Annotated in this window: 23 protein-coding genes and 2 pseudogenes; 13 read left to right on the top strand and 12 right to left on the bottom strand. The window is 70.3% G+C overall.

The features are described from left to right. A pseudogene (locus ACWCRD_RS15780) lies at positions 1 to 674 on the bottom strand (hypothetical protein); the annotation flags it as partial. A 430-nt stretch (positions 675 to 1,104) separates the two neighbouring features. Continuing rightward, entirely contained in the window at positions 1,105 to 1,332 is a 228-nt protein-coding gene (locus tag ACWCRD_RS15785) for a hypothetical protein (protein WP_450966377.1), read from the bottom strand. Here ACWCRD_RS15785 and pstS point away from each other — a divergent pair. After that, the gene (gene pstS / locus ACWCRD_RS15790) at positions 1,316 to 2,242 is read left to right on the top strand and encodes a phosphate ABC transporter substrate-binding protein PstS (protein WP_450966378.1); all 927 of its coding nucleotides are present in this window, start codon (positions 1,316 to 1,318) and stop codon (positions 2,240 to 2,242) included. The genes ACWCRD_RS15785 and pstS overlap by 17 nt on opposite strands. A 20-nt stretch (positions 2,243 to 2,262) precedes the next feature. Here pstS and ACWCRD_RS15795 read toward each other — a convergent pair whose 3' ends face one another. Beyond that, positions 2,263 to 2,829, bottom strand: coding sequence for a helix-turn-helix domain-containing protein (locus ACWCRD_RS15795; RefSeq protein ID WP_450966379.1), 567 nt, complete (start codon positions 2,827 to 2,829; stop codon positions 2,263 to 2,265). Between the two features lie 85 nt (positions 2,830 to 2,914). On the opposite strand from ACWCRD_RS15795, the gene ACWCRD_RS15800 reads away from it, so the two are divergent. The 3 genes from ACWCRD_RS15800 to ACWCRD_RS15810 all read left to right on the top strand — a co-directional run bounded on the left by ACWCRD_RS15800 (position 2,915) and on the right by ACWCRD_RS15810 (position 4,696). Beyond that, a complete protein-coding gene (locus ACWCRD_RS15800; protein WP_450966380.1) occupies positions 2,915 to 3,838 on the top strand; it encodes an SDR family oxidoreductase in 924 nt (307 codons plus the stop codon). A gap of 100 nt (positions 3,839 to 3,938) precedes the next feature. Next, positions 3,939 to 4,544: an alpha/beta fold hydrolase gene (locus ACWCRD_RS15805; protein WP_450966381.1), complete on the top strand. Its 606-nt coding sequence runs from the start codon at positions 3,939 to 3,941 to the stop codon at positions 4,542 to 4,544. Beyond that, the gene (locus ACWCRD_RS15810; RefSeq protein ID WP_450966382.1) at positions 4,538 to 4,696 is read left to right on the top strand and encodes a hypothetical protein; all 159 of its coding nucleotides are present in this window, start codon (positions 4,538 to 4,540) and stop codon (positions 4,694 to 4,696) included. Before ACWCRD_RS15805 ends, ACWCRD_RS15810 begins: the two co-directional genes overlap by 7 nt. Positions 4,697 to 4,748: 52 nt before the next feature. On the opposite strand, the gene ACWCRD_RS15815 is transcribed toward ACWCRD_RS15810, so the two are convergent. Beyond that, positions 4,749 to 5,624: a phosphotransferase family protein gene (locus ACWCRD_RS15815; protein ID WP_450966631.1), complete on the bottom strand. Its 876-nt coding sequence runs from the start codon at positions 5,622 to 5,624 to the stop codon at positions 4,749 to 4,751. Positions 5,625 to 5,857: 233 nt separating this feature from the next. Between ACWCRD_RS15815 and ACWCRD_RS15820 the strand changes: the two genes are divergently transcribed. Further along, positions 5,858 to 6,328, top strand: coding sequence for a hypothetical protein (locus tag ACWCRD_RS15820; protein WP_450966383.1), 471 nt, complete (start codon positions 5,858 to 5,860; stop codon positions 6,326 to 6,328). A gap of 92 nt (positions 6,329 to 6,420) precedes the next feature. Here ACWCRD_RS15820 and ACWCRD_RS15825 read toward each other — a convergent pair whose 3' ends face one another. Then, positions 6,421 to 6,846, bottom strand: coding sequence for a DUF4267 domain-containing protein (locus tag ACWCRD_RS15825; RefSeq protein WP_450966384.1), 426 nt, complete (start codon positions 6,844 to 6,846; stop codon positions 6,421 to 6,423). Positions 6,847 to 6,917: 71 nt separating this feature from the next. Further along, positions 6,918 to 7,364, bottom strand: coding sequence for an anthrone oxygenase family protein (locus ACWCRD_RS15830; RefSeq protein ID WP_450966385.1), 447 nt, complete (start codon positions 7,362 to 7,364; stop codon positions 6,918 to 6,920). Between the two features lie 92 nt (positions 7,365 to 7,456). Between ACWCRD_RS15830 and ACWCRD_RS15835 the strand changes: the two genes are divergently transcribed. Further along, positions 7,457 to 8,035: a TetR/AcrR family transcriptional regulator gene (locus tag ACWCRD_RS15835; RefSeq protein WP_450966386.1), complete on the top strand. Its 579-nt coding sequence runs from the start codon at positions 7,457 to 7,459 to the stop codon at positions 8,033 to 8,035. A 210-nt stretch (positions 8,036 to 8,245) separates the two neighbouring features. On the opposite strand, the gene ACWCRD_RS15840 is transcribed toward ACWCRD_RS15835, so the two are convergent. After that, entirely contained in the window at positions 8,246 to 8,848 is a 603-nt protein-coding gene (locus ACWCRD_RS15840; RefSeq protein ID WP_450966387.1) for a methyltransferase family protein, read from the bottom strand. A gap of 265 nt (positions 8,849 to 9,113) precedes the next feature. Here ACWCRD_RS15840 and ACWCRD_RS15845 point away from each other — a divergent pair, with 265 nt between their 5' ends. The 4 genes from ACWCRD_RS15845 (at position 9,114) to ACWCRD_RS15860 (ending at position 13,538) form a co-directional block, all read left to right on the top strand. After that, positions 9,114 to 9,950: a DUF2182 domain-containing protein gene (locus ACWCRD_RS15845; protein WP_450966388.1), complete on the top strand. Its 837-nt coding sequence runs from the start codon at positions 9,114 to 9,116 to the stop codon at positions 9,948 to 9,950. Between the two features lie 89 nt (positions 9,951 to 10,039). Continuing rightward, positions 10,040 to 11,230, top strand: a complete 1,191-nt coding sequence (locus ACWCRD_RS15850) for a permease (RefSeq protein WP_450966389.1) — start codon at positions 10,040 to 10,042, stop codon at positions 11,228 to 11,230. Positions 11,231 to 11,348: 118 nt separating this feature from the next. Beyond that, entirely contained in the window at positions 11,349 to 12,584 is a 1,236-nt protein-coding gene (locus ACWCRD_RS15855; protein WP_450966390.1) for an alpha/beta hydrolase family protein, read from the top strand. Positions 12,585 to 12,716: 132 nt separating this feature from the next. Next, positions 12,717 to 13,538 carry an SAM-dependent methyltransferase gene (locus tag ACWCRD_RS15860; RefSeq protein WP_450966391.1) on the top strand — a complete coding sequence of 274 codons (822 nt, stop codon included), beginning with the start codon at positions 12,717 to 12,719 and terminating at the stop codon, positions 13,536 to 13,538. Between the two features lie 481 nt (positions 13,539 to 14,019). Here the strand turns inward: ACWCRD_RS15860 and gap are convergent, their stop codons facing one another. The 3 genes from gap to ACWCRD_RS15875 form a co-directional block, all read right to left on the bottom strand. After that, a complete protein-coding gene (gene gap / locus ACWCRD_RS15865; RefSeq protein WP_266951612.1) occupies positions 14,020 to 15,018 on the bottom strand; it encodes a type I glyceraldehyde-3-phosphate dehydrogenase in 999 nt (332 codons plus the stop codon). Positions 15,019 to 15,142: 124 nt separating this feature from the next. After that, a complete protein-coding gene (locus ACWCRD_RS15870; RefSeq protein WP_450966392.1) occupies positions 15,143 to 16,099 on the bottom strand; it encodes a GlxA family transcriptional regulator in 957 nt (318 codons plus the stop codon). Positions 16,100 to 16,178: 79 nt separating this feature from the next. Continuing rightward, complete coding sequence (locus ACWCRD_RS15875) at positions 16,179 to 16,943, bottom strand: dienelactone hydrolase family protein (RefSeq protein WP_450966393.1); 765 nt, start codon at positions 16,941 to 16,943, stop codon at positions 16,179 to 16,181. Positions 16,944 to 17,261: 318 nt separating this feature from the next. Here ACWCRD_RS15875 and ACWCRD_RS15880 point away from each other — a divergent pair, with 318 nt between their 5' ends. Next, positions 17,262 to 17,876, top strand: a complete 615-nt coding sequence (locus ACWCRD_RS15880; protein WP_450966394.1) for a dihydrofolate reductase family protein — start codon at positions 17,262 to 17,264, stop codon at positions 17,874 to 17,876. A 1-nt stretch (position 17,877) separates the two neighbouring features. Here the strand turns inward: ACWCRD_RS15880 and ACWCRD_RS15885 are convergent, their stop codons facing one another. Continuing rightward, entirely contained in the window at positions 17,878 to 18,873 is a 996-nt protein-coding gene (locus tag ACWCRD_RS15885) for a Gfo/Idh/MocA family protein (RefSeq protein ID WP_450966395.1), read from the bottom strand. A gap of 81 nt (positions 18,874 to 18,954) precedes the next feature. On the opposite strand from ACWCRD_RS15885, the pseudogene ACWCRD_RS15890 reads away from it, so the two are divergent. Then, a pseudogene (locus ACWCRD_RS15890) lies at positions 18,955 to 19,070 on the top strand (FAD-dependent monooxygenase); the annotation flags it as partial. A 332-nt stretch (positions 19,071 to 19,402) separates the two neighbouring features. Continuing rightward, positions 19,403 to 21,592, top strand: coding sequence for an MMPL family transporter (locus tag ACWCRD_RS15895; protein WP_450966396.1), 2,190 nt, complete (start codon positions 19,403 to 19,405; stop codon positions 21,590 to 21,592). Positions 21,593 to 21,650: 58 nt separating this feature from the next. On the opposite strand, the gene ACWCRD_RS15900 is transcribed toward ACWCRD_RS15895, so the two are convergent. Further along, positions 21,651 to 22,631: a threonine ammonia-lyase gene (locus ACWCRD_RS15900; RefSeq protein ID WP_450966397.1), complete on the bottom strand. Its 981-nt coding sequence runs from the start codon at positions 22,629 to 22,631 to the stop codon at positions 21,651 to 21,653. Between the last annotated feature and the right edge of the window lie 127 nt (positions 22,632 to 22,758).

Genomic DNA, 22,758 nt, shown 5'->3' on the forward strand with positions numbered 1-22,758 from the left:
ACCGGGAACGCAGGCTTCACCGGCTGGGACGGATAGGCAGGCTTCACGGGTTGCTGCGGATACGCGGGCTTCGCCGGATACGCAGGTTTCACCGGACGTTGCGGATAAGCGGGCTTCACAGGCTGCTGAGGGTAAGCAGGCTTGACCGGCTGCTGCGGGTACGCAGGCTTCACCGGGAACGCAGGCTTCACCGGCTGGGACGGATAGGCAGGCTTCACGGGTTGCTGCGGATACGCGGGCTTCGCCGGATACGCAGGTTTCACCGGCTGAGCCGGATAAGCGGGCTTCACAGGCTGCTGAGGGTAAGCAGGCTTGACCGGCTGCTGAGGGTACGCGGGCTTCGCTGGATACTCAGGCTTCACCGGGTGCTGCGGATACTCAGGCTTCACCGGCTGCTGAGGGTAAGCAGGCTTTACCGGATGATCCGGATACGAGGGCTTCACCGGATGCTGCGGATAAGCAGGCTTCTCCGGATGCTCCGGCTTCACGGGCTGAGCCGGATACGCAGGCTTCCCCGGATGTGCCGGATGGGCGGGCGGTGCCGGGGACGGCGGGTGCGGGGTGGTGAGGTCCTGGGCGTAGGCGGTTCCCGCGTTCGACAGCGCGGCAGCGCCAAGGGCGGCAGCCATGACAGCTGGCGTCAGAACGGATCGCCATCGCGGCGATTTCGTCATCTTCTCCACTCTCCTCGACTCGGTTCGGGGCTTCATGACGGCCGGTCAGTACCAAGAGCCGGATAGTGGAATGATCAGAAAATCGGAGACATGAATAACGCTCTGACGGTCATAAGCCACCGGATGGTGTAGCGCGGGAGGCCAGTTGGCCCGGCCGACGGCAAGGATTCGGCCCGGGACGGCTTCATGAGTCGGCCGGAGCGGAAGCCGATGACCGTCGCTCCACCGGGGTGCGCGCCCTGGCGGTGTACATCACCCCGCAACGGCTCCACCCCGAGGGAGCCAATCACCAAAATTGTCAGCTTTTATGCATATAGTTCCTCGAAGATGCGGGTTACGACCGCTACCTGATCCACGGTCATCACCCCTCCGCTGCGCCGCCCCCGGCCCCCCGACCGCCCACGAGCAAGGAGCACCGAAGAGTGAAGCCTCAGCGGAAAAGCAGGCCGCGCGCCCTGGCGGCAGGCTCAGCGGTTGTCTCCGGCGCCTTGCTCCTGACGGCCTGCGGCTCGAGCGGCAGCTCCGCGTCGCCCGGCGGATCGTCCACGGCTGCCGCGCCGACCACGACGGCCGCCAGCGGCGTCAAGTGCGGCAAGGCGGCCCAGGTGGCGGCCTCCGGCTCGACGGCGCAGGAGTTCGCGATGAAGTTCTGGATCAAGAACTACATGCGAGCCTGCCCCGGCACCCGGATCAGCTACGAGGGCAACGGCTCCGGCGCCGGCCAGACCGATTTCCTGGAGGGCAAAACCGCCTTCGCGGGTTCCGACTCCGCCCTGAGCGCCGCCCAGATCACGCAGTCCAAGCGCGTCTGCTCCAACGGCGGCCGGGCCGTCCACCTGCCGACGGTCGGCGGCCCGATCGCCATGGGCTACAACCTGCCAGGCGTCAGGAAGTTGGTTCTGGACGCCCCCACGCTCGCCAAGGTCTTCGACTCCCGGATCACGAAGTGGAACGATCCGGCGATCGCGAAACTCAACCCCGGCGCCAAGCTGCCGTCGACGGCGATCCGGGCGTCCCACCGCTCCGATTCCTCCGGCACGACGGACAACTTCACCTCCTATCTGAGCGCCGCCGCACCGAGCGCCTGGCCGCACGGACACGGCAAGGAGTGGAAGGCCAAGGGCGGCGATTCGGCCAAGAAGTCCTCAGGCCTCGTCGACCACGTGAAGAAAACGGTGGGTGCGATCGGCTACGTCGAGCTGTCCTACGCGATCGCCCGAGACATCCCCACGGTCTCGATCGACACCGGAGCCGGCACTCCCGTCGACGCCAGTGTCTTCACGGCGTCCAAGGCGATCTCCACTGCCAAAATCGCCGGCAGCGGTGACGACCTCGTGCTCAAGCTCGACTACGCGACCAAGACCCCGGGTGCGTATCCGATCGACATGGTCACGTACGAGATCGTCTGCGACAAGGGCAACAAGCCGGCCACGTGGCCCGCCACCAAGGCGTTCCTGACGTACATCGCCGGCGTGCAGGGCCAGCAGGACCTGAGCTTCGAGGGCTATGCGACGCTCCCGGCCGCCATCGTGAACCAGGTCCGCAGCAAGATCAACAGCCTGTCCTGACCCGCCGGGCCCGCGAGGCTTCAGCCGCCTGCGGTCACGACCTTGAGCTCGTCCAGCGATTCCCGCATGAACTGGGCCATGGTGCACTCCTCGGCCGCCTGGACCCAGCGCTCGAAGCCGATCTTGAAGACGGCGACCCCCGCCTCGGCGGTCAGGCTTGCGGCCGGCTCCGGCACGCCGCGCCTGCGCAGGGCGTCGGCGAGCGCGGCCGACAGTGAGGCGAGCTTGATCAGCTCCCGCTCCTGGAGTACCGCGTTCGCCACGATGACGGCGTGTCGCCGCCGGGCGTGTCCGTGGCGGCCGACGAACACGGTGGAGACCGCCTCAAGGCCGGCCGCGACCGCGTCGATCGCGGCCGCGGACCGGGGGGCCTCGGCGACCGCGTTCACAAACAGCTCCTGCAACGTGCTGGAGCCGTCGAACAGCACCTCGCGCTTGTCGGCGTAGTGGCGGAAGAAGGTTCGCTCGGTGAGGCCGGCCCGTTTGGCGATCTCCGCCACCGTGGTCTGTTCGTAGCCGCGCTCGCCGTAGAGCTCCAACGCCGCTTTCGCCAGGCGTTCGCGCGCGTTCGGCTCCCATCTGCTCATGAACAGATCCTACGTGATGACAGTCCCTGACATCACATGTTAGCGTCGATGACAGTCACTGACATCGACAGTTTGGGGCACTCCCATGCGCATCTTCGTGACCGGCGCGTCCGGCTGGATCGGCTCCGCGCTCGTTCCCGAACTCCTGGACGCCGGGCATCGGGTCGTCGGGCTCGCCCGCTCCGACGCCTCTGCCGCCGCCCTCACCACCGCCGGTGCGGACGTGGTCCGCGGCACCGTCGACGACCTCGACGTCCTGGCCGGCACAGCCGCCGCATCGGACGGGGTGGTCCACCTCGCCTTCAAGCACGACCTCGCCTTCACCGGCGATTTCCAGGGCGCCGCCGAGGCCGACCGACGCGCCGTCGACACCCTCGGCGAGGCGCTGGCCGGCACCGGCCGCCCCTTTGTCCTCGCCTCCGGGCTGGTCGGCCTCAAGCCGGGACAGGTGTCGAGCGAGCGGGACATGCCCGCGGTCGACGGCTCGCCGGTGTCCATACGCTCCGCGACCGCCACGGCACTGCTCGCGCTTGCCTCGCGCGGGGTGCGCTCATCCGTGGTGCGGCTGTCTCCGACCTGCCACGGGGAAGGAGACAACGGGTTCATGGCCGCTCTGGTCGCCATCGCCCGGGACAAGGGTGCCTCCGGCTACATCGGCGACGGCACCAACCGCTGGCCGGCCGTCCACCGCCTCGATGCCGCACGGCTGTTCCGCCTGGCGGTGGAGAAGGCTCCTGCGGGCGCGGTGCTGCACGGCGTCGCGGAGGAGGGCGTCCCGATCCGCGACATCGCCGAGGTGATCGGCCGTCACCTCGATGTGCCGGTGGCCTCGGTGGCCCCCGAGGCCGCGGTGGAACACTTCGCCTGGCTGGGCCGCTTCCTGGCACTCGACGGCCCGGCGTCCAGCACCCTGACCCGCGAACTCCTGGACTGGCAGCCCACCGGCCCCGGCCTCCTCGACGACCTGGACAAGGGCCACTATTTCCGTCCCCCTGCCACCACCTCCTGACCACGCGGCCGTACTGCGGCCGGCGGAGGACCGGCCTGCGCGCGCGGCGACCGGACTGACCGCCGCCGGCCGGTGGGCCGCCGGGGATACGCTCCGATGCATGCCGGATCCTGATGTGTCGTACTTCTCGGGCCGTGACGGTGTGCGCCTGGCCTACCGGGAAGTGGGCCGGGGCAGACCGCTGGTGCTGCTGCACGGCATCACCGGGGACTCGACGATGTGGCTGCGCTACGGCCATGCCGAGACGTTCGCGGCCCACGGACGCCGCGTGATCATGCCGGACTTCCGTGGGCACGGACGGAGCGCCAAGCCTCATGACGCTGCCTGCTATCCGCCCGACGTACTGGCCGAGGACGCCCTCGCGCTCCTCGACCACCTCGCACTGGACGACTACGACCTCGGAGGATATTCACTCGGGGCACGCATGGTGGTGAGGACGCTGGTGCGCGGCGCGACACCGGGTCGGGCGGTGGTCGCCGGCCAGGGGCTGCATCAGGTGCTCGGTCTCGGCGGCGGGGCGGGATCGCTTCTGCGGCGGGTCTTCGCCGGGTCGGGTTCGTTCGAGCCGGGCTCGCCTGAGGAACAGACCGACCGGTGGCTCCGGTCCGGTGGCGCGGATCCGGTGGCTCTGCTGCACGTACTGGATTCGGTCGTCCCCACGCCGATGGAGAGCTCGGCCGCATCCAGGTGCCGACGCTCGTGGTGATCGGTGCCGGTGACGAACGGGCCGCTACGGCCGACCAGTTGGCCGCGGCACTGCCGCAGGGCACCGGCGCGGTGGTGCCCGGAGACCACGGGACGGCGGCCGGTACGCCGGAACTCACCGCGGCGATCCTGGATTTCCTCGCCGATCGTTGAGCGGCGGCCCGAGGGGCACGCCGGGCAGAACGGGCCAGGAACCCATGGGCGTTCAGTTCCGGATCAGTTCCAGCGCCTGCTTGAGGTTGTGCTCGGCGATGCCCGCCATGGACGACCGGTCGGGGAAGTCGCCGTCGAGGAGCCGCAGCGGCCCCGCCGTCAGCGAGAGCCGCTGGGCCAGCAGGTAGAGCGCGAGCCGGTCCTCGTCCAGTCCGTCCGCCGCCAACGGCCCGTAGGCGTCGTGCAGGCGGATCCGTAGGAAGACGTGTTCCCACTCGACGTCGAAGTACATCGTGCCCTCGATGTCGATCATCACCGGGTTCCCGTCCGGGTCCACCAGCACATGGTCGGGGCCCAGTTCGCCGTGTACGACCGCGTACTGCGAGCGCGGCCGGACAGCCGCGGCCAGGTTCAGCAGTCGCTCCTCCAGTCGCTCGCGGGCCGCTGCGATCCGCGGGTCCCGCGACGCCGCCTCGGCGAGGTCTCGCAGGGCCCGCTCCAGTACGACACCCTCGCACGACGTCCCGTGTGACGTTCCGCCTGCTTCGACCACCGCCACCCTGCCGTAGCCGGGCGCCCGGTGATGCCGCATCGCCTCCAACGCCTCCCCGAACCGGGCCATGACCGCGGCGGCCGCGCGGGGATCGCGTGCCAGCAGTTGCTCAAGGTTCCCGCCCGGGAGGTCCTCGACGATCGCGAGGTCGGCCGGGCAGTGGGCGCCGTCGCGGTCGACCAGCCGGATCGCCGGTACGCGGACGCCGAGCGCGGCAAGCCGCGCGTGCGCGGCCTCGAACAGGTCGAGTCCGAGACCGGGCGAGAACGGGTCGGTGGGGTCGTCGTCGCCCTCGGCCGTCGGCCAGTAGTTCTCGGTGTCGTCCCACAGGTAGGCGATCGCGGTCGTCGCATCGTCCATCACCAGGCGGTACACGCCTTTTTTGCTGCCGCCCGCGATCCGCCGGGCCGCTTCCAGCCGCCGCCCGGCACCGAGCGCCTCCCGCGCCGCAGTCGCCAACTGCTCCCGCGTCGCTGCCCTGAGCTCCACGTCCCGAACCGCCCCTTCGTCGCGACAACCCGCGCACCTTACGGGAGCAGCGACGCGCAGGCGATGGGTTTGTTTCGCCGGCGGTGGCCACGGAGCTGCCCGTCACTGTCCCGGCAGACGTGCGGTCTCTCAACACCAGCCTGTGGGTTCGGTGTTCGACGAGTTCGGACCGCCCCGCGCCGCTCCCCTCCAGGCCCGCGGGGCTCCGCAACCGAGGCCCCAAGCGGTGGCATCCGGCCGCCCGGCCGAGCAAGCCGTTCGGCCTCGACAGCCCGGCGGCCGAGGACCAGACGATCGGCTCCCCGGTCCTGCAGCAGCTCTACGCCAAGGGCGACACCGAACCCGGCGTCACCTACACCAACATCGTCACCAGGACCGACGTCGTCGTCACCCCCTACACCAACCAGTTCCTCACCGCCGGGCCCGGTGCGACCGTGCACAACATCCTGCTGCAGAACGTCCGCCCGCTGGACCTGACCGGCCACCTGGGCAGCCCGTACGACCCGAATGTGTGCGAGCTGGTGCTCAACGCACTCGACCCGGTGCACGCCAGGCCGGTGCGCTGCGCCCTCATGCCGCTTCCGGTGTGATCCCGACCGGAATGGGAAAGGCCTGGGCGTCCGCTGCGAGGAAGTACTTCGCAGGTACGGGCCCAGGCCGTCGCCCACGCGCCAAGGTGGTGTCAGGCGGGTTGCGGGGCGGTCGTTGCCGGAGCGGCCGCCACCTTGCGGGTTTCGCGCATGATCAGCAGTCCGTTGACCACCATCAGTGTCGCTGTCAGGGCGTGGACGCCGAACGCGGTGGCCACGGAGCCGTGGTGGGCCAGCACGGTGGCCATGTCGCCGTATGCGGCGAGGGCTTCCACCATCAGTACCCAGCCCAGCGCCCGACGCTGACCCGTGACGAGGAGGATGCCCAGGACCAGGGCCATGACGACGTCGCGGATTCCCTTGATGACCAGGAAGCCGCCGCCGTCGCCGGACGGCCAGCTCGGCAGGCCGAAGGTCGGCGCCGTCGTCTCCGGGCTCAGGATGAACTCCCCTCCGAACCAGAGGATGAAGAGGATGAAGGCGGCGGCCAGGACGGTGTTGATCTTCTTCAGCGACATTGTTCTCCCCCTTGAGAGTCTTCGTCAGATTGGTGCGGTTCATGGAGCCTGCGGCGGGTGAGCCCGCGGGCTCAGGCGAGGGCGGCGACGAGCAGGGTGAAGGCGGCGATGAGGACGGCGACGCGGACGTAGTGGTAGCGGCTCCAGCGGTTCAGCTGCTGCTTCCAGTCGGCGGGCCGGTTGTCAGGGGTCCAGTTCTTGTTCCGGTTGTTGATCGGGACGAGCAGCAGAATCGACATGACCACGCTGAGGATCAGTAGCGCGCCGGCCGTGACGACGAGGCCCGTGCCGTGGTGGTGCCACCCGGCGACAGCCCAGATGCCGGCGAGGACGAGTGAGCCGATGTACCAGAACGGCATGACGGCGCCGAGCATCCTGCCCCCATGGGCATGGCCGAGTTGGCGGCTGTCCTCAGGGAGGGCGTCGAGGATCCGGTTGATGACGAAGGCGACGGAGAACTCCACCCCCACCAGTACGCCGACGACCACGGTGGTGAAGACCTCGAGTGCGGCGAGCATGATGACCCCTCCTAGAATCTAGCATTGCTAGCGGATGAGGCAACGCTAGTACTACTGCCGCTCGATTGTCTAGCGGTGCTAGGATTCGAATCATGTCGGTACAGGAACGCAAGCAGCGCGAACGGGCGGAGCGCGAGCGCCTCATCGTGGCGACGGCCCGCGAACTCGCAGAGCAGCAGGGCTGGGACGCCGTCACCACCCGCCGGCTCGCCGAGCGCATCGAATACAGCCAGCCCGTCCTCTACAGCCACTTCCGCGGCAAGCGCGAGATCATCGGCGCCGTCGCCCTCGAGGGCGCCGCCGAGTTGGCCGCGGCGGTGCGGGCCGCGACCTCCGCCGCGAACGGCCCGCGCGAGCGGGTCGCTGCCCTGGCCCACGCCTACCTGGACTTCGCCGAGCGCAACCCGGCGGTCTACGACGCCTTGTTCCAGCTCGACGGCGGCCTCGCGTACGCGCAGGAGGACACGCCGGAGCCGCTGAAAGACGCCTTCGCCGCCCTGCTGGAGACCCTGGGCGGGGTCGCCGGGGACGGCGTCCACCCGGGGCTGTACACCGAGACGTTCTGGGCGGCCCTGCACGGCCTTGCCACCCTGACCCGGGAGGGACGCCTGCCGCCGGGGGACACCGAGCAGCGGGTGGAACTGCTGGTGGACCGGCTCGCCATCATCTGACCCATCGTCCGGCGGGGGCCCCGCCGCTGCCTCCCTCGCGCCCTCGTCAAGGCGCGCGGTCGCCGGGTCGCGCAGTGGGCGCAGGCCCAGATCGGGCTTGGGGAGCAACTCCACGTTCGGCTTCGACCTGCACCGCCCGGCTGGGAGGCCCGCGTCAGCGGTGCCCCGGCCCGGGCCCACCCCGACCACGGCATCCGCCGACGAGAACCGTCATCGGCGTATACGAGGGATCAGCGCCGGGACTCGAGCGCGGTAGGCGTCGTAGGACGTTCCGAACTGGCCGGCCATGAGGGCGTCTTCGATCCGGACCCGGCGCAGCAGCCACGGTATGGAGACCACCATCAAGGCGATCCAGACGCCGAAGCCGCAGGCGAGCATGGAGCCGGCGATCAGGCCGAGCAGGCCGGTGTAGATGGGGTGGCGGACCAACCGGTAGGGGCCGTCGGTGCGCAACTCGTGGTGGTCCCGGACCATCGGGACGCCGGCCCACATCGTGCCCAGAACCCAGCGGGCCCACAGCAGCAGCGCGGTGGAGGCGACGGCGAGCAGAGCGCCCAGGAGGGCGAGTTCGGGCTGCCAGAACTGCAGATGGCGCCAGAAGCCACGCGAGTGACGGACCAGCGTGGTGAGGGCGAGGACGCCCGCTGTCAGCAGCAGTCGGCGAGGCAACGTGTGTCGAAGCCCGTGCGCCCAGCCGCGCAGGCCGGCCCGGCGCTTCACGCCGAAGTAGACGGCGCCCGCGATCCAGGCCACCACAAAGACCAGGATGCAGACACCGGTGAGAGCGACGAGCGCCGAGTGAAGAGAACCCATGCGTCAAGCGTGCTCCGCGCACCCAGTGGATCACCACCACCCACGGGTCGATGGAGAGCCCTCCACCCACGGGCGGAGGCGGCTGAGCCCGCATGGTCACCCCAGGGGGTCGGCCGTGTCGCGCAGGGCGGCGAGGGCGGGTGCGTAGTCGACCTCGGGCAGACACCAGAAGCCGCGGTCGGCGCGTGGCGGTCGAGTAGGGGGCCGCGCTGGCGGCCCTCAGGGTGGCGTGCTCTCCTGGGAGTGTCTGCAGGAGAGCACGCCGATGCGTCACATCCGGACTTCCGCACCCGCGTCCGCCCGGTCGCCCTCGCCGACCGGAACGGGTGGGGGCCTGCTGCCCGCGCGGGAGCTGGCGGTCGCCTGGCTTCTGGTCGTCCTGATCGCGGTGCCGGCCTGGGCGCTGACCATCGGGCAGGCCCGGGACATGGGGGTCGAGCCCGGGACGATGGGGATGGCACTGCCGCTGTTCCTGCTGCTGTGGGTGACGATGATGGCGGCCATGATGCTGCCGTCCATGGCACCGGTGGCCATCACCTGGGTGCGGGGCATCGGCCGGCAGTCCTCCGGCTGGACGCGGACCGTGCGCACCGTCGAGTTCGTCGGCGGTTATCTGCTGGTGTGGACCGTGTTCGGGCTGCTCGCCTACGGGGCCCTGGCCCTCACCGGCGCTCTGGTGGACGACCGTCCGACCGCCGGACGCTGGATCGGCGCGACGGCCTTCCTGCTGGCGGGCCTGTATCAGCTCGGGCCCCTCAAGCACGTCTGTCTGCGACACTGTCGCGATCCCCTGAGCCACCTGGTGCACTACGCCGGGTTCCGCCGGCCGGCCCGAGATCTTCGGGTGGGCGTCCATCACGGCACCTACTGCGTCGGCTGCTGCGCGGGACTGATGGTCGTCCTGATCCCGCTCGGGGTGATGAACGTGGCGGCGATGGCCGCGCTGGCCGTGGTGATCTTCGTCGAGAAACTGTGGTCCCGCGGTCCACTGCTCGCGCGGGCCATGGGTGTCGCATTCCTCGTACTGGCCGTGCTCGCGCCGTTCCAGGACTGGCTGCTTCCGGGGCTGCAGGGGTCGATGCCGTCGATGGACGGTATGTGACCGACCTGCTTCGCTGGACACTCAGAACGGCACATCAGCACATCGCAGCGAACCCATCCGCACCCGCCGGAAGCAAAGGCAGTTGCCCTGTGGAAGCGATCGGCCACGCCCTGTACATCGCCGGATCCATGACCTGGGAGGTCACCTGGGCGCTGATCCTGGGTTTCGCCTTGTCCGCCGTGGTGCAGGCGGTGGTGCGCCGGTCGACGGTCGTCCGGCTGCTGGGGGACGACCGCCCGCGCACGCTCACCCTGGCTGCCGGGCTGGGGGCGGCCTCGTCGTCCTGCTCGTACGCGGCCGTGGCCGTGGCCCGTTCGCTGTTCCGCAAGGGCGCGAACTTCACGGCGGCGATGGCGTTCGAGATCGCCTCCACCAATCTGGTGGTGGAGCTCGGCGTCATCCTCGCGCTGCTGATGGGCTGGCAGTTCACGGCCGCCGAGTTCGTCGGCGGGCCGATCATGATCGTCGTACTCGCCGTGCTGTTCCGCCTGTTCCTGCGCGAGCGGCTGCTGAACCGGGCGCGGGAGCAGGCCGAGCGCGGGATCGCGGGTTCGATGGAGGGCCATGCGGCCATGGACATGTCGGTCAGGGCGGAGGGCGGCTTCGCGCGGCGCCTGTTCTCCCGGTCCGGCTTCACGTCCGTGTCGCACATCTTCGTCATGGAGTGGGCGGCGATCCTGCGGGACCTGGTGGCGGGGCTGCTGATCGCGGGGGCGATCGCGGCCTGGGTGCCGGACGACTTCTGGCGCACGTTCTTCCTGGCGGACCATCCGCTCGCCGCCAAACTGATCGGCCCACTGGTCGGACCGCTGGTGGCCGTGGCCACGTTCGTCTGCTCGATCGGCAACGTGCCACTGGCCGTGGTGCTGTGGAAGGGCGGCATCAGCTTCGGCGGGGTGATCGCCTTCATCTACGCCGACCTGCTGATCCTCCCCATCCTGAACATCTACCGGAAGTACTACGGCGCCCGGACGGCCGTCTTCCTCCTGGGCACCTTCTTCGCGGCGATGGCCGTCGCCGGCTACGTCGTCGAGTTCGCGTTCGGCGGGCTCGGCCTGATCCCCGACCAGGCCGATGCCACGATCCCCGAGGAAGGGATCACCTGGAACTACACGACCTGGCTCAACCTCGCCTTCCTGCTGCTGGCCGCGGCCCTGCTCGTACGGTTCTGGCGCACCGGCGGCCCGGCCATGCTGCGGATGATGGGCGGCTCACCGGACACCGGAGAACACGAGCACGGGCACGAGCACGAGCACGGGCACACTCCGGGTGAGGCGTGAGAAGGGTCTGTGGGATAACCCCCATGCGCATCGACCGGCCTGCCGGATGGTCGGCGGCCGGGTCGCTCCACAAGTCTGTACGTGGTCGTTTCACCCGTACAGACAAGGGAGTTCACACATGCCGACCCGTCGCGCCGCCATGCTGTCGGCCATTGCAGCACTCGCCGTGTCCGCCGTCCCGGGCCGAGCGGCGGCCGCCGAGCCGCGCACCGCCGGGCCGGTGCAGCTGGCCTTGCCCGCACCCAGCGGGCCGTACGCCGTGGGCACGGCCTCGCTGCGCCTCGTCGACGCCTCGCGTGCCGATCCCTGGGTCGCGTCGCAGCCGTACCGGGAGCTCATGGTCGGCATCCGCTATCCGGCCCGGACCGTCGGCGGGTATCCGGCCGCCCCCCAGATGCTTCCCGGCGAGGCCGCCGGGTTCGCGGCCCTGAACAGCTTCACCGATGTGCCGGGCAGCCGGGTCGACTGGGCGGCCACCCGCACGCACGCTCACGAAGGCGCCCCGGCCGCTCGGGAGGGTGGCCCGTTCCCGGTCGTCTGCTACTCCCCCGGTGCCGGGGACCCGCGCTCCCTGGGCACCACACTCTGCGACGACCTCGCCTCCCGGGGCTACGCCGTGGTGACCCTCGATCACACCTATGACGCCGGCGCCGTCGAGTTCCCCGGCGGCCGCGTCGAACGCTCCGTCCTGCCCGCGGAGTTCGCCAAGGCGTACCCGGACCAGCAGCGCATCACCGCCCTGTTGCGGAAGACCATGGACGTACGGGTGGCCGACGCCCGCTTCCTCCTCGACGCACTGCCGAGCGCGCTGCCACAAGTCCTGTACGGCAGGCTGGACTTCGGCCGCATCGGCATGTTCGGCCAGTCGGCAGGCGGCTTCACCGCCCTGCAGACCATGCACGACGACCCGCGCATCGCAGCAGCGGCCGACCTGGACGGTGTGCTCGCGTACGTCCAGGAAGACAGCACCCCGGGCAACCTGTCCACCGTCGCCGCGGACGGCCTGGACCGCCCCTTCCTGCTCATCGGCAAGGACGGCAACGATCCCGGCACGGTGCCGTCCTGGCGGGCCCTGTGGCGCAACAGTCGCGGCTGGCACCGGGGCTTGAGCCTGCGGGGCGCGCAGCACGCCACGTACACCGACGCCGAAGTCATGATCCCGCAGATCGCCCGGGAGCTCGGCCTGCCCCGCAGGACCGTCGTCGAGAACATCGGCACCATCGCCCCGCAGCACGCGATCACCGCCCAACGGGCCTACGTCGCCGCCTTCTTCGACCGCTGGCTGCGCGGGCCGGACGACGGCGGCCTGTTCGACGGGGTGTCCGGCTGCCCTGCGGAAGCACGGTTCTTCTGAGAGCTGTGCGGCGGCTGTCAAGATCCGGGAATCGGTGGCCTGAACCTGCACAGCCCGCTACGTTGTCGCTTGCCCACAGGCGCGAAGGGACGGCGGTCGAGGGGGCCGCCGGTCCAGGACGAGGAGCGTGTCATGACCGAGCAACCGGCCGCCGACCGCGAGGCCGTGCTGGCGCGGCTGGACCTGACCACCCCGCACTCGGCACGGGTGTGGAACTACTGGCTGGGCGGCAAGGACAACTACGCCCCCGACCGCGCCATGGGCGACCAAGTCCTGGAGTACTTCCCGGAGATCGTCGACTCGGCCCGGGCCGACCGGGCGTTCCTCGGCCGTGCGGTGCGCCATCTGGTCGGCGAGGCGGGCATCCGCCAGTTCCTCGACCTGGGCACCGGCCTGCCCACCGCGGACAACACGCACGAGGTCGCCCAGCGGCTGGCCCCCGAGACGCGGATCGTCTACGTCGACAACGACCCGCTGGTCCTGGTGCATGCCCAGGCCCTGCTCACCAGCAGCTCCGAGGGCGTCACGGACTATCTGGACGGCGACGTCCACGAACCCGGCCCGATCCTCGAAGGCGCCGCCCGCACGCTGGACTTCAAGCAGCCGCTGGCGCTCATGCTGCTCGGCATCATGCAGTTCGTGAGCGACGACGAGCAGGCGTACGAGATCGTCGACCGGCTCGTCGCCGCCCTGCCCACCGGCAGCTATCTGGCGCTCGCCCATCCCACCGCCGAGGTCCACACCGAGGCCATGACGGCGGCGGTGGCCAGCTGGAACGAGCAGGGCTCGGCGCCGATGAAGCTCCGCAGCCGCGAGCAGTTGCTGCGGTTCTTCGAGGGTCTGGAACTGCTGGAGCCGGGCGTGGTGTCGTGCTCGCGCTGGCGCGCGGAGCAGCCCGAAGTCGGCGAGATCGTCGACGTGACGCAGTTCTGCGGGGTGGCGCGGAAGCCCTGAGGCAGCCCTTGAGGCCGGTTCGTCACGACCGGCCTCAAGGATGTCGTACGCCTTGCGGACGGCGTCGCGGTTCCAACGGCGCTGCTTCGCCCGGTTCTTGGCGATGCGCTGGCTCTGGGTGCGCAGATCGACGGCGTGGACAGTGCGGCCGTAGGCGGGCCGCTGCTTGCAGCGGGCGTCAGCGGTTGCCGTCTGCTTCTCCAGGGCCGCGGGTGCGTCGGGGGCCTTGGGGCCGCGCGGAAAGCCGTGCCTCCAGTTCCCCGCGCTGCCGCTCCTCGCCGATCCGGGCGTCCGTGGGCGTGGCGTGGTGGTGGCCCGCGGTACGCATGCACTCCGACCACGCTGTGTCCGCCTGCTTCCGGACGGGGTCCTTCATGCCCTGCTGGAGGCTCTCGGACTCCTGGCAGCGGGTCGATGTCGAGGTCCCGGACGCGGCCGCGCCGCCCTCACCCCGGCCGAGGTGAGGGCGGCGCGGCGTCGGTCAGCCGGCCGCGAGGAGCTCCAGCGTGTCGATCACCCGGTTGGAGAAGCCCCACTCGTTGTCGTACCAAGCGACCACCTTGATGTGACGGCCGTCGACGCGGGTGAGGGCCGAGTCGAAGATCGAGGAGGCCGGGTTGCCGGTGATGTCGGACGACACCAGCGGGTCGTCGGAGTACTCGAGGACGCCGGCCAACGGCCCCTCGGCAGCGGCACGGTAGGCGGCCAGCACGTCGTCCCTGGTGACGTCGCGGGCGACCGTGGTGTTGAGCTCGACGATCGAGCCCACCGGGACCGGGACGCGGATCGAGTCGCCCGACAGCTTGCCGTCGAGGCCGGGCAGCACGAGGCCGATGGCCTTGGCGGCGCCCGTCGTGGTGGGCACGATGTTGATGCCGGCGGCGCGGGCACGGCGGGCGTCGCGGTGCGGGCCGTCCTGGAGGTTCTGCTCCTGCGTGTAGGCGTGCACCGTGGTCATGAAGCCGTGCTCGATGCCGGCGAGTTCGTCGAGGACCGCGGCGAGCGGGGCGAGCGCGTTGGTCGTGCAGGAGGCGTTCGAGACGATGGTGTGCAGCTCGGGGTCGTACGCGTCGGTGTTGACGCCGTAGGCGAGGGTGACGTCCGCGCCGTCCGAGGGTGCGCTGACCAGGACCTTCCTCGCGCCCGCGTCGAGGTGGGCGCGGGCGGCCTTGGCCGAGGTGAAGCGGCCGGTGGACTCCAGGGCGACGTCGACGCCGAGTTCGGCCCAGGGCAGCTGTGCCGGGTCGCGTTCGGCGAGGACCTTGATTCGCCGGCCGTCGACGACGAGGGTGTCGCCGTCGACGGTCACCGGGCGGCCGAGCCGACCGGCGGTGGAGTCGTAGGCGAGGAGCCGGGCGAGGGTGGCGGGCTCGGTGAGGTCGTTGACGGCGACGATCTCGATGGTGCTGTCGCGTTCCAGCAGGGCACGCAGCACATTGCGTCCGATGCGGCCGAATCCGTTGATGGCGACGCGAGTCATGAATACCCCTTGGTGTCTCTGCGGCTCGTCTGCGTTCACCACCAGCCTCGCGTGCGGTGTCACGTGGGCGGCCGTGGCGTGAGCGCCATGGTTCGAAAGGATCGCGCCAGGAGCCGGGGCTCGGCTATTCGCCGCGGGTGAAGGTGCGCCGGTACTCGCTCGGCGTGGTCCCGAGGATGCGCTGGAAGTGCATGCGCAGATTGGCGCCGGTGCCCAGGCCCACGTCGTTCGCGATCTGCTCGACGCTGCGCTCGGAGCGTTCGAGCAGCTCACGGGCCAGGTCGATGCGAGCGCGCATGACCCACTGCATCGGCGTGTATCCGGTGTCCTCGGCGAAGCGCCGCGAGAAGGTGCGTGGTGAGACCGCGGCGTGCTGGGCGAGGGTGTCGAGGCTGAGGGGTTCGTCGAGCCGGTGCAGGGCCCACTCGCGAGTGGCGGCGAAGCGCTCGCCGAGCGGTTCGGGCACGCTGCGCGGCACGTACTGCGCCTGGCCGCCGCTGCGGTAGGGGGCCGCCACCAGGCGCCGGGCGGCGTGGTTGGAGGCGGCCACGCCGAGGTCGCCGCGCAGGATGTGCAGGCACAGGTCGATGCCGGAGGCGGCGCCGGCCGAGGTGAGGACGCTGCCCTCGTCGACGAACAGGACGTTCTCGTCGACCTGGACCAGCGGGTGCTTCTCCGCGAGGGCCCGCGTGTAGTGCCAGTGGGTGGTGGCGCGTTTGCCGTCGAGCAGACCGGTGGCGGCGAGCGCGAAGGCGCCGGTGGAGATGGCGGCGAGGCGCGCGCCCCGCTCATGGGCGGCGATCAGCGCGTCGACGACGGCCCGCGGCGGGTCCTCGCGGTCCGGGAACCGGTAGCCCGGCACGAACACGATGTCGGCCCACGCAAGCGCGTCGAGCCCGTCCGCGACGTGGTACGCCAGCCCGTCGCCGCCGGTCACCAGCCCGGGTGCCGCCCCGCACACCCGCACCTCGTACGGCATGCTCGCCCGGGTCGTGAACACCTGCGCGGGAATGCCGACATCGAGGGGCTTCGCACCTTCGAGGACCAGGACGGCGACGCGGTGGAGGCGAGGGGTGGGCACGGGATCAGGGTACGAGGGGTGTGCCGCCGTCGGCGCCCGGCGCATGGCCGGACGCCGTCACCCCTTCGAGCAGGTCACGTCAGGCCGGTGACGTGACCACCCGGCGCAGATGGCGGGCGAAGAAACGGACCCCGCTGTCGGCCTCGAACCGGGGCAGTTGCTTGTGCCTGCCCGCGTTGACGTGCAGGGTCTTCTCCGCCGAGGCGAAGGCATCGAACAGCGCCAGACCGGCCTCGCGCGGGATGTGCTCGTCGTCCCACTGCATGTCGAACTCGATCGGGACGGTGATCTGCTTCGCCTTCTCGGCCAGGACGTCGGGCCAGTGGAGGCCGAAGACCGCGGCGGTGATCCTGGGTTCGGCCGCCGCCAGCGGCACGCCGATCGCGGTGCCCATGTTCAGCCCCCAGTAGCCGACCGGACCGCCGGTGCCGATCTCCGGCAGCTCCTGGAGGGCGTCCAGGGTGGCCTGCCACTCCGGTACGGCCTGTTCGGCCAGGTGGGCGTTGTAGCGGACGACGACCGGGCCGACCGGCTCGCCCGCCGCCATCGCCCGCTGCATGACGGCGATCTCCTGCTCGTCGTACGCCGTGCGCGGCCGGTCGCCGTGACCGGGCGCGTCGATGACCGCGACATGGAAGCCAGAGCCGGCCACCAGGAGCCGCGCACGGCCAGCCATCGCCTGGTGCTTCTTGTGGTTGCCGCCGCCGTGCCCCATCAGGACCAGGGGCGCACGCTCGGTGCCGGAGACCGGCGACCAGAGGACGCCGGGGACCTCGCCCAGGGTGAAGTCGCGCTCGACCATGCCGTTCGACGACGACTGGGCGGTGAACTGCAAAGAGTGCATAGGTGTTGCCTTTCGGGAGTGCCTTGTTGTCGAGGCGCTCCCGGCGACACCTACATCGATCGCCCACCCGTGACGAAGAGGGGGAGCACCCACACAGCTACCACGTTCATGGGTCTCACCTCCTCGGCTTCTCGCGTTCTCGCGCGGTGTCACGGTGTCACGGTGTCACGACAGTACCCGCCGAAGATCACCGCGCTCAACGCATTTCCCAGCCACCGGCTGCAGGGCCCGACCGGCTCACAAACACTGTCGAATGCGCCGCTCCCCGATCGACGTGAGGGTGACGGCAACACGCCCCAGACCTCAGGAGCATCCCGCATGACCGTAACCGCGGACCTCGCCATCTCTCTCGACGGCTACATCGCCGGCACCGACGTCGCCGTGGACAACCCTGGAGGCGACGGCGCCGAGCCGCTCTTCGAGTGGATCCACAACCTGGCGAGCTGGCGGCAGCGCCAGGGCATGACCGGCGGGGAGGAGAACCGCGACTCGGAGCTGATGCGCGAGTGGTTCGATGCCACGGGAGCGGTGGTCATGGGCCGGATGATGTACGACACGGGCGAAGGGTTCTGGGGTGACAACCCGCCGTTTCGCACCCCGGTCTTCGTGCTCACCCACCGCCCCCGGCCGACCCTGGTCAAGGAGGGCGGCACCACCTTCACCTTCGTCACCGACGGCATCCATGGGGCCCTCGACCGGGCGAAGGCCGCCGCCGGCGACAGGAACGTCGACATCGCGGGCGGCGCGAGCACGGTGCAGCAGTACCTCGGAGCGGGACTCATCGAGGAACTGCAGTTGCACGTGGTGCCCGCCCTCCTCGGAGACGGGCTACGGCTCTTCGATGGGCTGGGCGCCGTGCGGCGCAACCTCGAGCAGGTCCGTGTGGTCGACACGCCCCTGGCGACCCACCTGAAGTACCGCTTCGTGCGCTGACTCACTCGCCCGGGTAGCGCACTCCGATGCTCGCGCGTACGGCGTCCAGAGTCGCCATGACCGCGAGTGTGCCGTCCAGCGGGACGTACGACGACTCGGTGAGGCCGGCGCGCAGGCAGCGGGCCACCTCCAGTGCCTCGTGGGTGTAGCCGTTGCCCAAAGAGGCCGGCAGGCGGATCTCCTCGGGCTCGTGGCCCTGGCGGTGCAGGGTGAAGCCGCCCGCGTGGAAGAAGTCGCGGGCGAACTCGATACGGCCCAGGGTGCCGTTGACCGAGGCGTGCTGTGCGGTCTCGGTGCCCAGGGAGCAGGAGAGCACCGCGACGGCTCCGCTGTCGTAGCCGAGCAGGATGCCGGTGTTGTCGTCGACTCCCCCCTGGTTCAGGTGCGCCCAGGCCGAGACGGCGTCGGGGGCGCCAAGCAGCAGATGCGCGAAGGAGACGGGGTAGACGCCGAGGTCGAGCACGGCGCCGCCGCCCTGGGCCGGGTCGTGCAGGCGGTGGGTTGCGTCGTAGGGCACGGCGATGCTGAAGTCGGCGTGCACGGAGCGGACTTCACCGATGGCACCGTCGGCGATCAACTCCCGCATCCGCAGCACGGCGGGGTTGACATAGGTCCACATCGCCTCCATCAGGAAGACGTTCCGCTTGCGGGCGATCGTCACCAGGTCCCGCGCCTGGGCCAGGTTGAGGGTGAGCGGCTTCTCGCACAGCACCGCCTTCCCGGCCTCCAGGCAGAGCGCCGCCGCCGCGCGGTGGGCCGAGTGCGGGGTGGCCACGTACACGACGTCCACCTCGGGATCCAGGGCCAGGTCCTGCCAACTGCCGTGGGCCCGGGCTATGCCGTGCCGGTCGGCGAATCTATGAGCGGCGTCGGTGCTGCGCGAGCCCACGGCGACCAGTTCGGCATCATCGGGGATCAGGCGCAGATCCTCGGCGAAGGCATGGGCGATGCCACCGGTGGCGAGGACACCCCAGCGGACGGGGCGTGTTCCGGTCATGGGCTCGGGGCCTTCCGTAGTGCGTGAGTACGTGGTTGCCGTTGTACCTCAGGAACACATGCCAAAGGCTGGGTGGGGTTCATGATCGACGTGATCATTGCCGGGGGCGGGCCGACCGGGTGGCGGCCGAGTTGCGGCTGCACGGGGTGCACGTGGTCGTGCTGGAGAGGGAGGCGGCGCCGACCGCGTATCGCCGCCCGAGTCCGCGGGCAGCTGGACACCCTGGTCGCGGCCGTGCAGCAGGGCGGTGCCGCTCCGCCTGAAGCGCGTGACGCGAAGCCGTGAGCCGGGCATCTCCTGGGCCTGGCCCGGGCGTTGAGCGGGCGAGCGGGCAACGGGGCCGAAAAGCACGGGTAATTGGCCGACCCGCGACCGCCGTCCTCTGAGGGGCCGATGTGGTCCGATCACTACCATATAAGCCCAAGACAACTATTCGACCGGCGCGTTGGATGCGGGCCGGTCGGGGTCGCCGATGCCAGGGACCGCTCCCCGGGCTGCGGTGATCTTCCTATCCAGGAGGACCTTCCGCATGTTCCGACGTATTGGCACCACGGTCGTCCGACATCCCGTCTGGACGATCGTGGCATGGCTGATCGCGGCGGTGGCGATCGTCGCCACCGCGCCGAGCCTGCCCTCGAACAGTGACGAGAGCAGCTTTCTGCCGAAGAGTTACGAGTCGATCAAAGCGGCGGATCTCCAGCAGAGGGCGTTCCCCAGCGCCTTCACCCCGTCCGCGATAGCGCTGTACCAGCGCACCGACGGCGGCACACTGACCGCCCAGGACAAGCAGGATGTCGCCCGGATCACCACCGAACTGGGCAAGAAGCACATCGACCAGGTACAGAAGGTCGTCCCCGGCCAGCCGTCCAAGGACGGCAGGTATGACCTGACCCTGGTCCAGATGGACAGCAAGAACGCCGGCCAGCCCAAACAGGCCGACGCGGCCAAGGTTTTGCGCGAGGACGTCAAGGCGCTCGCCAAGGGCACGCACCTTGACGTCAAGCTGGGCGGCTCCGCCGCGCAGGCCCTCGACCAGCAGGATTCGTCCAAGCGCGGTCAGGCCCTGATCGGCATCGGCACCTTCGTGATCATTCTGGTGACGCTGCTGATCATCTTCCGGGCGCCGATCCTGGCCGTACTCCCCCTGGTCCTGATCGGCCTGGTGTCGGCGATCGCCAACGGGCTGATCGCGTACGCCACCAAGCTGTTCGACCTGCAGGCCAACAGTTCGATCTCGTCGATCCTGATCGTCGTGCTGTTCGGCGTGGGCACGGACTACTTCCTGTTCTTGATGTTCCGCTACCGGGAACGTCTGCGCGCCGGCGACGAACCCAAGCAGGCCATGGTCAACGCGGTCGCGCGGGTCGGCGAGGCCATCGCCTCGGCGGCCGGGGCGGTCGTCATCGCCTTCCTCGCGCTGGCACTGTCAACTCTGGGCTTCCTCAAGCAGATGGGCCCGGCGCTCGCCATCGCGGTCGCCGCCACCCTGGTCGCGGGCCTGACCCTGATCCCGGCCGTGGTGTCGCTCATCGGGCCGAAGGTCTTCTGGCCCTCGAAGTCCTGGCAGCGCGAGCCGGACAACGCCCGGTTCGCCGCCCTCGGCCGGGGTGTGCAGCGCCGCCCGGCACTCACCGCGGTGGCATCCGGCCTGGTCCTGATCGCGCTGTCGCTGGGGACGCTCGGCTACAAGGCCACGTTCGACCTGGCGTCGGGCTCGATGCCCAAGACCAAGGAGTCCATGGTCGTCCAGGACGAGATGCAGAAGGCGTACTCGGCGGGCGCCGCCGCCCCCACCGACGTCTATCTGTCCAGCACCGACGGCAAGCCGCTCGACAGGGCCGGCTTCACCGCGTACGCCTCGAAGCTCGGGGCTGTGGACGGCGTGGCGAGCGCCCGGATGTCCCAGGTGAGCAAGGACGGCACGACCGCCGACTTCACCGTCACGCTCAAGTACGAGGCCTCGACGGACAAGGCGATCGACGCCGTGGGCAGGGTGCGCGACGTCGCGCACGCCGACGCTCCCGACGGCACCGAAGCACTCGTCGGCGGCATGTCCTCGATCTTCAAGGACATCAACACCGCGGTCAACCACGACTACCGGACGGTCTTCCCCGTCGCCGCCGCCCTGATCATGGTCATCCTGGGGCTGCTGCTGCGCAGCGTGGTCGCACCCTGGTATCTGATCGCCTCCGTGGGGCTGGGCTTCGGCGCCACCCTCGGCGCCACGGTGTGGATCTTCCAGGAGGGGCAAGGGCACTCCGGACTGATGTTCATGCTCCCGGTGATCATGTATCTCTTCGTGGTCGCCATCGGCACCGACTACAACATCCTGATGATCGCCCGGCTGCGCGAGGAGGCCCGGGAGGGCCGCGACCCGCGTGAGGCGGCCGGCATGGCGCTCCGGCACGCCGGGCCGACGGTGGCCGCCGCGGGCTTCATCCTGGCGGCGACCTTCGCCACGATGATGCTGGCGGGCAATGCACTGCTCACGGAGATGGGCTTCGCGGTCTCCTTCGGCATCGCGGTCGCGGCCTTCGTGATGGCGATGTTCTTCACCCCGAGCCTTACGGCGCTCATCGGCCATGCGGCGTGGTGGCCGGGCCACGGGGACAGGGCGGAGGCAGCGGCGGACGCGGACACCGGATCCAAGGGTTCCGACCCGGCCGCCGGACAGGGCCGGAACTCGGTCGCGCATGATCCTGCGGGCCGGCGCAGGTAGCGGCGTGCCGGTGTGACGGGGCACGTCTGCCGGGTCGTACGGCCCGGCAGACGCCGCATCAACTCCCGCGGCCGGGCGCCGTGCCGATCCAGCGGTGAAAGGCGTCCACGTCGACATTGCTGCCGCACACGATGGTGACCACATGGCGGCCGGCGAAGCGGTCACGGTCTTCGAGGACGGCCGCGATGCCGAGCGCGGCCGACGGTTCGACGACCAGGCCGGCGTATTCGAAAAGCATCCGCATACCGGCGACGATCGACGCCTCCCGAACCAGCACCGCGTCGTCGGCGACCAGCAGGAGGTCGTCCAGGACGGCGGGGATGGGATACCGGCCGGCGACGCCGTCGGCGATGGTGTCGGTCGAGTCGGTGGTGACGACGAGCCGACTGTGCCACGACCGTGTCATCGCCGGCGCGCCCAGCGGCTGGACGCAGATCACCTCGACCGCGGGTGCCAGGGCCTTCACCACATGCCCCACACCGGTGGCCAGTGCCCCGCCGCCAAGAGCGATCAGGACGGCGTCGAACGACGGCATCGCCTCCACCAGTTCCAGGCCGATGGTCGCCGCGCCCTCGCAGGTCTCGAGATCCAGGCTGTCCTCGAGCAGCCGGATGCCCTCGTTGCGCGCGATGGCCGCCGCCCGCTCGCGGGCCGACTCGTGGTCGCCGTCCACCAGTTCCAGCGTGGCGCCCAGGGCGCGGATGCGATCGAGCTTGGCCGCGGTCGCGAAGCGGGAGGCCACGACGGTGACGTCGAGCCCGCGGCCGCGGCCGGACCAGGCGAGGGCCTGGCCGAGGTTGCCCGCGCTGGCGCACACCACGGCGCGCGAGCGCTTGCCGGCGAGCAGACTCGCGACCACCTCGGTGCCGCGGGCCTTGAAGCTGCGGACCGGGTTCGCCGTCTCCAGCTTGATGCTCACCGCGCAGCCGAGGCCCGGCTCCAGCGCCTCGCAGCGGTACAGCGGGGTGTCGAGAAAAACTGGGTCGATCATCCGGCGGGCGGCCCTGATCCGAGCAGTGTCGAGGCGCGTCTGCTGCATGACACGGGAGGGTAGCGCCGCCGTGGTCCTCGCTCTGCGTCCGAGGAGCGCCGGGCCGGCGCCGGCACCCTCAGACCGAACGTCAAGACCCCCAGGGCGCGATGGACTTGGACGCTTGAGGCTCCGT

Source organism: Streptomyces sp. NPDC002092 (assembly GCF_053593775.1).